Consider the following 13,223-nt stretch of genomic DNA (forward strand, 5'->3'; position numbering starts at 1 on the left):
ATAAGAATCCGGTGAAAAACCGGATTCTTATTATTTGAAAGGGAGAATATGCTTAAAAAAGTTAAAACGTTTTTTATAGGTTCATTGATTATTCAATTATTGTCATGTAATTCTGATATTACTAACTTAAAAAGAACTCCTTATAAAGAAGAAATAAATGCAAAATTAAGCAGAGGTCTTGTTTGTTTTGCTCAAAATAGTTTAGTTAATACATTAAGTTGGAGAAAGTTACCAAGTGATAAAGCAGATCAGATATATTTTGTTTGGAAAAAAAAATCAGATTCGGATCTTATTCCCCAAAACATAGCAAAAATTAATTCAACTTTCTTTATTGATAGTTCTTATACTATGGATAGTGTATTTTATGGAATTTCAACGTCGATAAGCGAACAACCATCTCAATTTGAAAAAGTAAATATTAGAGATACCAATAATTACGATGCTTTAGTATTCAACCTTGGTATTGATTACAAACAAGCACATGTTGTAACCGGAGATTTAACTGGTGATGGGGAATTAGAACTTTTAATTGATTATTCTAAAATGCAGGCTGTAGATCCGTTTGAAAAAGCTTGGCAGAAATCTACAGATTCTTACCATTTAGCGGCTTTTAAGAAAAACGGCGAAAAATTGTGGGAAAAAGATTTAGGGTTTGGTATTGAAGCCGGAAAGAATTATTCACCAATAATTGTTTGGGATTTAGATGGAGATAGTAAAAGTGAAGTAATTCTTAAGACTAACAAATCAGTTAATCCAAAAGATTATAGTAAAGAATATTTAACAATACTCAACGGTGAAAATGGTAAAATAATTAGAGAAACAAGATGGCCAAATCCGGCATCAAATAATTATAACAGTAATAGTAGAAATTACTTGGCGATTGCTCACATAGATGGTATTAATCCATCAATAATTGTTGGCAGAGGATTATATTTTACTCAGATAGTTTGTGAATATGACAGATTTTTAAATAAAAAGTGGGAAAGAATTTTAGGTAAGGATATTCCGCCAAAATTTGAAAATAAATATTTACAAAAAATGTGGAAGTTGTTTTTTAATGATGAATCAAGAGCATCTCATAGCTTACCAATAGCAGATGTTGATCAAAATGGAACAGAAGAAATTTTTTGGGGTGAGCATGTTATTACAAAAGATGGGGAAGATTTGTGGAAAGTTGATGAAAAATCACCTTATTCCGGCCATTTAGATATTGTTTATCCAGCAGATTTAATAAAAGAAATTCCCGGTCTTGAAACTTACTATTGTAGAGAAGGATGGGGCGGAAAAATGGATAATATAGGAATGCACCTAGTTGATAAAAATGGTAAGATGATTTGGGCAAATTGGGGTTTTACTCATATTGATGGTGGTTGGGCAGCAAAAGTAATTCCTAATTCAACAGAAGTACAATTTTTTGCTTATGACGTTCAACAGAAAAACTGGAAACCCGGTGAACACTCCTTCCAAGATCCAAATCAAATTTTATTTGATATAAGCGGGAAAAAGATATCAAATCATGATTCTTCATGGATTGGAAGTTTTACAGTTGATTGGGAAGGTGATGGTATAAAAGAAATTTGCACAAAAGATGGTGAATTAAAAAGATATAATAACGAAGTAATAATATCTCTTAAAAAGGGAATTATGTGGGCTGGCGATTTGTGGGGAGATCATAGAGAAGAAATTGTTTATGCACCGCAAGATAAAAGAATATATATAATCTTTAATACTTCTAAATTAGTTAATAAATCTGAACTAACTAAATTAGTTGATAGACAGTATAAAAATGACTTATCAAGAACATCGATGGCATTTAATGTTATTCCAACTCAATGCGGGTATGTTCCTACAAAGACAAATACAAATAAATAGAGTTAAAACGTATGAATACCATGGTGGAAATTTTTAATAATATCAGTAAAAAAATACAGAACAATATTAGTTTGTATTTAAGCTCAAAGAATGCAGGAAAGATTTCCTGGTTTTTGATATTTCTTGGGGTTGTATTTAGATTATCTCAATTTTTGTTTAATCGTTCGCTTTGGCCTGATGAGTCTTCTTTAGCATTAAATATTGTTGAAAGAAACTATTTAGAATTTTTAAAACCTCTTGATTATCATCAAGGTGCACCGTTTGGTTTTTTAATTATTGTTAAATTTTTCATCAATACATTTGGTAACACAGATTTAATTTTAAGATTATTCCCCTTTATTACTTCAATAGTAGGACTCTTATTATTTTATAAAGTTGCAAAATACAACTTAACAAGCAGAGCAACCATAATCGCACTTGGATTGTTTACTTTTTCTGATCCACTAATATATTATGCATCAGAAATTAAACAATATTCAAATGATGTTACTGCAATGTTATTAATTTTATTGGCGGCTTACAAAGTAATTGAGAACAATAAATTAGGAAATTATATTGTTTTTGCATTTACCGGAGCTATTCTTTTATGGTTTTCGCATCCAACAATGTTTATGCTTGCTGGTACTGGTATTGCATTAGGTATTTTTTATTTAGTTAATGGAGAAAAAAAATCTTTAAAAACTTTAGTATTTACAATAGGTTTTTGGTTGTTAAGTTTTGCATTTTTTTACTTGGTTTCTCTTAAATACCTTGCTCACGATACATACATGGAAGGATTTTGGCAATTGTCTTTTTTTCCAAGAAATCCATTTTCTAATAAAATTGATTTTATTAGTTGGTATTTAGAAAGACCATTTAAAATATTTGAACATCCTGTTGGTCTATATTTCACTGGCTTAGGGGTAATAACTTTCATTTTAGGTTCGCTAGAATTCTATAAAACAAGGAAATTAAAATTCTTTGTCATTATTTTACCTTTGATAGTTACTATTGCAGTATCATTTATGCGAAAATATCCCTTTAATCACAGACTAATTTTGTTTTTAGTTCCAATATTCTTAATGATGATTGCAAATGGAGTTTCACTTTTATTTAATAAAAAATATATTAGTTCAAAAAAATTTGGCATATTAGTTTTAATTCTTCTTTTTCTTCATCCAGTTACAAACAGTTTTAGAAAACTAAATACACCAAGAACAAGAGATGAAATAAAACTTGCAATCGAATTTATAAAGGAAAATAGGAAAAAAGAAGATACAATTTATTTGTATAATTTAGCAGAAACTGGTTTCAAATACTATTCTTCACAATATGGTTTTTCTGATGATGAGTATATAATTGGTCCCTATTTTAAAGGCAAGTGGGAAGATGCAGAAAAATATTTAGGGACAAAACGATTTTGGATTTTCTTTACACATATTTCACCATATCATCCGCATGCAAAAGAATTTTACTTGTCATTTTTAAGGGAAAATGGAAAGGAGCTAAAATCTTTCACTGCTGATGGAGCATCCGTTTACTTGTATGATTTAAGTCAAAAAAAATAATTTAATAATAAAATAATGCGTTTATTTGGTCAATAAATGAGAAATATTTTTTTAAAATTCAATCTTGTTAGAGGTTAAATGAAACCCGATCAATTAATTCTTAATACAAAATTTACAATTGTAATGCCTTGTTATAATGAAGAAAAAACACTGGAAAAAAGTGTTGGCAGAGTTAGAGATATATCAGATGAAAATTTAAAACTGGAAATAATTATTGTTGATGATTGTTCAAAAGACAACAGTTTTAATATTGCCAAAGGTCTGGCGACTAAATATTCCGATGTAAAAGTTTACAAACATGAAAAAAATCAAGGAAAAGGAGCTGCTCTTAGAACTGGTTTTCAATATGCCACTGGAGATTTTGTTGCAGTTCAAGATGCCGATCTTGAATATGATCCAATGGAATTAAGAAAATTATTAGTTCCGTTAATAAATGGAGATGCCGATGTTGTTTTAGGTTCAAGATTTCTATCTGGCGGAGCACATAGAGTTTTATATTATTGGCATTCACTAGGAAATAAATTTTTAACAATGATGTCAAATATGTTTTCTGATTTGAATTTAACAGATATGGAAACATGTTATAAAGTATTTAAACGTGAAGTTATTCAGAGCATTAAAATTGAAGAAAATAGATTTGGTTTTGAACCAGAAATTGTTGCAAAAATTGCTCAAAGACGTTTAAGAATTTTTGAAATGGGGATATCTTATTACGGCAGAACTTATGAAGAAGGTAAAAAAATTGGCGCAAAAGATGGATTTAGAGCATTATACTGTATCTTTAGATATAATGCAAATAAAGCCCCTGTCCCTATACAGTTTTTATTTTATTTACTAATAGGAGGAACAGCTGCATTAGTAAATTTATTTGTTTTTTTGGCGTTATTTAACTCTAATTTTTTAGTTGAACTTTCTGCACCAATAGCATTTGTAATAGCTGCAATTGTTAATTATTACTTAAGTATAAAATTACTTTTTAGACACAAAGCTAAATGGAATGCACCAATTGAATTATTCATGTATTCATTATTGGTTATAGTTGCCGGATTATTTGATTTATATTTAACTAAATTTTTACTGAATTTAAGTTTTACTCCCGGTAGTGCAAAATTAATTGCAACCGGAATTGGATTTATTTTAAACTTTTTAGGTAGAAAATATCTTGTATTTCCTGAAAAACCAAGTGGACCTTGGAAACCACAGCAAATGGGGGCATAAACGTGTTATACATCACAAAAGAGACAAGACTATTATTTAATATTTCTATTTTTTATACGGTATGAAAAAAATAAAATACATAATACTTATTGTTTTTATTTTGCTATTAGATAGTAATTTTAACACAAAATCAGCAGTGAATATTAAAAAAAATGCGAATTTTGAATTATATTCTATAAAAGCAATTTATTACAATGATGCAGAATCCAACAATTTAGAACCAAATTACAATTTATATTCTACACCAACTTCAAATAATAATTTAACCTTTGAAAATTCTCTCATTAAACGGACATTATCTTATTATAAGATATTCTTTAAGGACATCAGAAATAAAAAACTCTTAATGTTCTCCCAATTTTTATAAGCAATTGTAAAATCTTTTGTAAAATAATTAACTCATTTTAATAAACATATAACTTATAACTTATAACTTATAACTTATAACTTATAACTTATAAAAGGTACACTATGAAAAACTTTTTTAAAAATATTTTAGTCCTAATTTTTGTTTTAATTCTGGGGACATTAACTTTTGGGCAAACGCAACGCGTTACAGATGGTTTGCAAGTTCTTTATGATTTTTCTGAAACTTCTGGAACAACTGTGAATGATAGATCAAATGTTGGAACACCCTTAAATTTAACAATTACAAATGGTAGTCTTGTAACTTGGAATAATCCGGGTTTAAAAATTAATGGTGATATAAATATTAAATCATCTGTAGCAGCTACAAAAATAATTAGCGCTTGTAAAGCTACAAACGAAGTAACTTATGAAGCGTGGTTTATGCCGCAAGATACATCACGAGATGTTGTTTCAAGAATGTTAACTTTAACAAATAATAATATTCATACAACAAACCTCAAATTTTGGCAACTTAACGATGATTATGGATTTCACTGCCGGACTTCAACATCACCAGAAAATGGAGCAGAATGGAAAATTTTTGATTTTGATGTGAAATTAACCCACTTTGTATTTACTCATAGTGCCGATGGTGTAATAAAACTTTACATGGACAATGAAATTGTTGCACAGGATACTGTTACTGGTGATTTTTCAACTTGGGATGATTCTTATTTTTTATTTATTGGCAGTGATTATGGAACTTTTAGATATTGGTTAGGTACTTTTTACTTAAATGCTATTTATAGTAAAGCATTAACAGATGAAGAAGTTGAACAAAATTATCTTGCAGGAATTCAAGAATTCGATTATCAAAATATAACTATAAATGATATAACAAGTAGTAATCTAATAGGTGATGCTTACAATGCAGGGAAATATGGTGGGCATGGAATTATGTTTGGTGATGCAGATAATGATGGTGATGGGGATATGTACATTACTATGAATAATAGTGCGGCAATGGCAGATTTATTTTTTGAGAACGATGGTAATGGAGTCTTTACTGAAAAAGGTGTAGAAAGAGGAATTGATAATTATGATACTAAAGGAAGTCACGGTTGGGTTTGGGCGGATTTAGACAATGACGGTGATTATGATGGGTGGAATGGATCCTATACTAAAAATATTCCGTATATGAATAAGAATGATCAACCCGGTTATTTTGTAGATAAGTTTAGTACAAGCGGAATTGAAGATATAAATATGTCAACAAGAGGTGTTGCGGCTTTTGATTTTGATAATGATGGAGATTTAGATTTATTTGGCAACAGTTGGTACGCTACTAGTGAGGAGAATGAATTTTATCAAAATAATGGTGATTTTACATTTACAAGAATTGATAATGGTTTAAGAGCTCCAAGAGGAGACCAAGGAGTATGTGATGGAGATATAGATAATGACGGTGATATTGATCTCATACTATCAGTTTATCAAGTCAATTTAGACGGTAGATGTGTTGAAATTATGGAAAATGTTGATGGTCAATTTGTAAAATTAGAAAATAGCGGAGTAGATCTATGCAGTGCAAGTTATGATGGAACAACATTGTGGGATATGAATAATGATGGATGGTTAGATATTATAAGTAAAGAGAAAATATTTAAGAATAACGGAGATAAAACATTTAGTGAAGTATCAAATATAGCAATGGGATCAACATATATATATATGAGAGGCATTGCCGACATTAATAATGATGGATTTTGGGATTTAGTTGTCCCTGGTGTCGGTACATTATTCATAAATAAAGGTGATATGACTTTTCAAGAGATTAATTATAATGTTGGGACGATAAATGACCCAAGATGTGTGTCATTTTCAGATATAGATAATGATGGAGACGTTGATTTTGCTTTAGGACAAAAACGAATATATAATAGATTATATAGAAATGACTATAAAGGAACAAATAAATATTTAAAAGTGAAATTGAAAACAGATGATGGACAAGTTGGAGCATTTGGTGCAAAAGTATACTTGTTTTCAACTACCGGAGATACATTATTAAGTTATCGCCAAGCTCATAGTAGTCAAGGATACTTATCTCAAGACGATCCTGTACTTCATTTTGGATGTGGACAGAGAGATCAAGTGAGGTTAGTTGTTAACTTCTTAAATGGTCATTCAATAGAATCTGTTGTAAATACAAATAATACAATTAATATTAATGATTTTTATCCTGACATTACAGCACCTGATTCTCCACAATTAATTTCATCAAATATCATCAATAATGGAATTAGAATATATTGGAAAAAAAATAATGAGTCTGATTTAAATTACTACAATATTTACCGTTCAGAAGATTCAACCTTTACACAAGATTCATCTGGCACATTTTTATTTTCTACAGTTGATACTTCTTATGTAGATCTGACAGCAGATTATGGTGTTAAATACTATTATGGAGTTTCAGCAACCGATTCAACGGGAAATGAAAGTGAAATAAGTAATATTTTAAATAATACGATAATAGATATAACATCCCCTGCAATTCCAAGTGGATTATCTGCTGAAAAATCAGAAAACAAAATTGACTTAATCTGGAATAAAAATTTAGAAGCTGATATTCAATATTATGCAATATATAGATCTTTTGAAAATAATTTCAATCCAGATACAATTAGTGCATTTACTTACAGCACTTCAGATACATTTTTTGTAGATTCTGATATTAATTATAACGGAACTATACATTATAGAATATCAGCAATAGATATACACAATAATGAGAGTGAATTTAGTGATATTGTTGGAGTTTTAGTTACTGATATAGCTAGTAAAGAACAAATCCCAACAAAATTTGAATTATTACAAAACTATCCTAATCCATTCAATCCATCAACTTTGATAAAATTTAGTATCAAAGAAGAATCATTTGTAAATCTAAGTGTATTTAACATACTTGGAGAAAAAGTAAAGGATCTGTTAGATAAAAAATTACGATCAGGATTTTATGAATTTTCATTTAATGCAGCTGATCTAAAAAGCGGAATTTATTTTTATAAATTATCAACGGACAAATTTACTTCAATTAAAAAAATGATTTTATTAAAATAGTGTAATTTTAGTTTTATAAATTTTTTAATTAATTATGGTGTGGAAATTTTAATTTCTGCACCATTTTTATTTTGGATGAATAATATTATATTTACACATAGTTTTGTATAATCCTCAAGTATTTTTAAGATATTTTTATAAATTTTATTCAAAGTACTTCATTTTTGCAATAATAAAAAAGAAATAATATGGTGTGATTTTGATCACAGAATTTTAAAATAAAAAAATTTTTTACCTTGTAATTTATTTTGACTTTTTACTAAATTGACATTAAAATTTGCAATACTATAAGGTAAAGTTGGTTTAGTTTTATAATCCTTTCGGATACCTCTTAATATCCAATCGTTGGTTATTGTAAGATTTTTAAAATAAGTCATTTATTTTGTAAAAAATATAAAAAGGAGTAAAAATGGTAGTCAATTTAAAAACAAAAATCCGTTTTTTAAGCGTTATAATGATTTTATTTATTAGTTCATTATATGCCCAAACTACGGTTTTTGAAGATCCATTAACTGGGGGAACTTCTTATGGAACATTGGTAGGTGGTTCGTTTTCTTCTGAGGGGTATAAACCTGGCACAGGTGCTGGCCATATTTTGTATAAATTACCATACCAAGTACCAAATGGTTATATGGAGTTTGAAATGAAAGGTTTTGCTGCATCTGCTATTCAGGATGCGCAAGGGGACGCAGACAATGGAATTTTTGGAATGTACGACGGAAGAGGAATTTCAGAACCAATACAATATTTTGATGATTTTAAGACCAATTTTTTCAGATGGAATTTTCATTATAGACAAAATAGAAGTGCTTATAAATGTGTTCTACAGTGTTCTGCACCAACCTCAAACAGGCTGAATGCAACCAAAGCCGTTTTTGGATATAACAGTTCAGGTTTAATTGCAAAAGATTGGGGTGAAGAACCTACAGGAAGTAATTATTCGACAAATACAAGCTCATGGTATAAAGTTAAAGTAACATGGCATGATAAACATTTTTCTGTTTCGATAAATGGAACTGTTATTTGGGAAGCTCATGGACCATATGATTATGCACCTATTGATCATAAAATTTGGTTAGGTAGTGCCCCTGGAGTAGGTGATAAATATACAAATTCAGTTCCTGGAGTTACCTATAGAAATGTTAAAGTTGTGACTTATGGAAATTCAACAACTCCTGTAAATAATTTATCAATTAGTCCATCATCACAAAATGTTGGATCAAGTGCAGGAAGTACAAATATTTCAGTTAGTTCAAACGTAAGCTGGAATGTAAGCGATAATGCAAGCTGGTTAACGATTACACCAACTTCGGGAAGTAATGGTGGAAGCCTAAATGCTACATTTACAGCAAATACCGGTTCAAGTTCAAGAATTGCAACGGTTACAGTTACTGGTGGTGGAATTACTAGAACTGCAACTATTACTCAATCTGGAACATCCACTACACCGGTTAATAGTTTAAGCATTAGTCCTGCTACACAAAATGTCGGATCAAGTGCTGGAAACACAAATATTTCAGTTAGTTCAAATGTAAGCTGGAATGTTAGTGACGATGCAAGCTGGTTGACGATATCTCCAACCTCTGGAAGTAATAATGGAAATTTAAATGCTTCATTTACTGCAAATACTGGTACAAGTTCAAGAACAGCAACAGTTACCGTTTCTGGTGGAGGAATTACTAGAACAGCAACTATTTCTCAATCGGGTACAAATGGTTCTGGTGGTGGAAGTTTTATTAATGTTCCAGTTAGTATAAATATTCCTAAAGATGCAGGATCAATAGAAGTGAAAGTTGAATCAAACATTAGTTGGTCAGTTAAAGATAATACTGGAAGTCAAGGTAGCTGGTTAACTAAAACTCCAAAAAATGGTACAGGAAATGGTATAGTTATTATGAAACATAAAGCGAATACTTCATCTAACTCCAGAACGGGAAATTTGATATTTTCTGGTGGGGGCATTACTAAAAGTATTCTTGTAACACAAGCTGGAGGTAATAGTAGTGGGGGTGGTAATTATATTGATGTTCCATCCACAATAAACACTTCAGGTTCTGCAGGATCATTTACTGTAAATGTAAGCTCTAATATCGCATGGTCAGTTAAAGATAATACTGGAATTGTTGGAGGTTGGATTAGTAAAGCCCCCAAGAATGGTATAGGAAATGGTACAGTAACGGTTAGAGTTCTTGCAAATTCAACAGGAAAAATTAGAAGTGGTAATTTAATCTTTTCCGGAGAAGGAATTACAAAAACAATAACAATTAATCAATCAGTAAATTCTGTTATTTCAGAAGTTAATAATAATGTAGAAAATGGAGCTATTGAAAGTGAAATTATATTTGAAGAAATTTCCTATGCTCCAACTAAATATGAAGTCTCAAATTATCCGAATCCATTTAACCCAACGACAACAATTCAATATTCGTTGCCTAGTGCTGGGTATACAGAACTGAAAGTTTATAATTCATTGGGTCAAATTGTTGAGGAATTGGTATCTGAATACAAAACCGAGGGAACATATAATGTTTCATTTAATGCTTCGAAATTATCTTCAGGAATTTATTTTTACACACTGCGTTCAGGAAAGTTTATTAAAACAAATAAAATGATTTTAGTTGAATAATAAAATGATCCAGGGCCCATCTTATATGTGGGCTCTGGATTTATTTTGATACTCACTTCTTTATATATAAATTCCCATCAAAAAAATAATAATATTTTCACAGGTATTTGTTTGTTACATTCTAAGATATACTTATTCAGCAATCGAGTTTTATAATCATTTGAAAACCAGTTTTAAAGAAAAAATAATACTATAAATAAATTCTTAAATCCTATCTTATTTACGTTAATAATAAACAACAAATTTCATTTTTTACATTTAGCTTTATAATTATTTTTATTTGTGATTCTTGTCATACTTTTTAACATATTGATCATTTATTTAGATAAGGTTAATTTATTTTGTGGTATTTATTATTAAATTTTATTTTTATAGGTACAATTTATTTTGCAATTGGTTACGAGTTTTAAGGAATAATATATGAAAACAATAAAATATTTGTTTTTTATAATAGTAATCTTAAATGTAAAGTTATTCACTCAAACAACTATTTTTGAAGATCCCTTAACTGGCTCAACTACATATGGAACTTCAGTTGGTGGTACTTTTACGTCGGAAGGGTATAAACCAGGAAAGGGAACTGGGCATATTTTATATATTCTGCCATACGAAGTTCCTAATGGATATATTGAATTTCAAATTAAAGGATTTACAGCTTCTGCTATCGAGGACGCTGAAGGTGATGCTGATAATGGTTTTTTTGGAATGTATGATGGGAGAGGAATATCAGAACCTATTTTATATTTTGATGATTTTAAAACCAATTTTTTCAGATGGAATTTCCATTACAGACAAAATAAAAATGCTTTTAAATCTGTTATTCAATGTGCCGCACCAACGCCAGAGAGATTAAATGCAACAAAAGCAGTCTTTGGATATACAAGTGAAGGATTAATTGCAAAAGATTGGGGAGAAGAACCAACAGGCTTAAATTATGTTACTAATTTAACATCTTGGTATACAGTAAAAGCAGAATGGAAGGATAAAAAGTTTACAATAACAATAAATGGAACCGTTGTTTGGTCTGTTAATGATGGAATCTATGATTATGTTCCCAAAGATCATAGAATTTGGCTTGGTAGCGCACCGGGAGTCGGTGATAAATATACTAACTCTGTTCCAGGTATAATATATAGAAATTTTAAAGCTGTAACTTACGGTGCGGTTGTTGATCCAGATAGTTTAACTATTACTCCTCAAAATCAAAATGTTAGCTTTTCTTCTGGTCAGATAAGCTATACTGTTGAATCAAATGTTAATTGGACAATTAATGAAAATTCTGATTGGTTGTCTATCGTCCCTATTTCAGGTAGTAATGATGGTTCTTTTATTGTTAATTATCAGGAGAATACTTCTGAAAATTTCCGAACGGCTGCGATTACAATAATTGGTGGAAATTTAACAAGAACTGTAAACTTAACGCAAGATGGTCAACCAGCAAATTATATTGAATTAAATCCAGATTCTATATCTGTTGATTTTAATTCTGGCGAAATTAATTTAAACATAGTATCAAATATAAATTGGTCAATATCGAGCAATGCAGATTGGGTTACAATTTTACCTTCAGATAGCTTTGGAAATGCGTCTGTTAAAATATCATATCTAAAAAATAATAGTAGTAATGAAAGAACTGCATTAATTACCGTTTTCAATGGAGAAATTAGTAAAACGACGAAGATTGTACAGGTTGGTGCAAATTATTTTATTAACCTTTACCCTTCATTTTGGGAAGTAGCTAATAAGCATGGAGAAGTTAGTTTTTATATTGAATCCAATCATCCTTGGCAATTAAATTTTAATTCTGAATGGATAACAACTTCAATAAATGGGGCAGAAGGTGAAGCATCATTGATTGTTAATTTTAGTGCTAATACTGATACGAGTAAAAGAGTTGGAGTAATTCACATAGAAAGTGAATTTCTTTCAGATTCAATAAGAGTAATTCAAAATGGAGCAAATCCTATTGAAGTTTTGGCTACAGGCAATCCAACCGATGGAGGTACTATTATTGGTGACGGAATTTATGGTGAAGGATCGCAAGCAAGTATAACGGCAACTCCAAATACCGGATGGAAATTTGATAATTGGACAGAAAATGGTTCAATTGTTAGCACTGATTCGGTTTTTGTATTCAAAGTTATTGCAAAAAAAGAAATCGTTGCTAATTTTAGCCCATTAACAGATATCGTTTATAATGATATTCCTGAAGAATATAACTTAATGCAAAACTATCCCAATCCGTTTAATCCCTCAACATCAATTAGTTTTAGTTTACCGGAAAATTCTAAAGTAATTTTATCAGTATATAATCTATTAGGACAAAAATTACTAGAAATTGATAATAAAAATTACTCAACAGGAAATCATTCAATTGATTTTGATGGTTCAAAATTGACAAGTGGAGTTTATTTATATACAATTCAGGCGATTGGAGCAAGTGGAAAAAATTATCAAAATACTAAAAAAATGATTCTGCTAAAGTAAAA

6 protein-coding genes are annotated in these 13,223 nt (G+C 29.7%); all 6 read left to right on the forward strand.

Translation table 11 applies throughout. The annotated features are described in order from the left end of the window. Positions 1 to 48: 48 nt before the first annotated feature. Positions 49 to 1,872 carry a hypothetical protein gene (locus IPH62_08340; protein MBK7105278.1) on the forward strand — a complete coding sequence of 608 codons (1,824 nt, stop codon included), beginning with the start codon at positions 49 to 51 and terminating at the stop codon, positions 1,870 to 1,872. 113 nt (positions 1,873 to 1,985) lie between these two features. Then, the gene (locus IPH62_08345; GenBank protein MBK7105279.1) at positions 1,986 to 3,419 is read left to right on the forward strand and encodes a glycosyltransferase family 39 protein; all 1,434 of its coding nucleotides are present in this window, start codon (positions 1,986 to 1,988) and stop codon (positions 3,417 to 3,419) included. Between the two features lie 78 nt (positions 3,420 to 3,497). Further along, entirely contained in the window at positions 3,498 to 4,637 is a 1,140-nt protein-coding gene (locus IPH62_08350; GenBank protein MBK7105280.1) for a bifunctional glycosyltransferase family 2/GtrA family protein, read from the forward strand. A gap of 471 nt (positions 4,638 to 5,108) precedes the next feature. Continuing rightward, positions 5,109 to 8,108: a VCBS repeat-containing protein gene (locus IPH62_08355; protein MBK7105281.1), complete on the forward strand. Its 3,000-nt coding sequence runs from the start codon at positions 5,109 to 5,111 to the stop codon at positions 8,106 to 8,108. A gap of 409 nt (positions 8,109 to 8,517) precedes the next feature. Continuing rightward, positions 8,518 to 10,734: a T9SS type A sorting domain-containing protein gene (locus IPH62_08360; protein MBK7105282.1), complete on the forward strand. Its 2,217-nt coding sequence runs from the start codon at positions 8,518 to 8,520 to the stop codon at positions 10,732 to 10,734. Positions 10,735 to 11,154: 420 nt separating this feature from the next. Continuing rightward, positions 11,155 to 13,221, forward strand: coding sequence for a T9SS type A sorting domain-containing protein (locus IPH62_08365; GenBank protein MBK7105283.1), 2,067 nt, complete (start codon positions 11,155 to 11,157; stop codon positions 13,219 to 13,221). The last annotated feature ends 2 nt before the right edge of the window (positions 13,222 to 13,223 follow it).

Source organism: Ignavibacteriota bacterium, assembly GCA_016708125.1.
GTDB lineage: Bacteria > Bacteroidota > Ignavibacteria > Ignavibacteriales > Melioribacteraceae.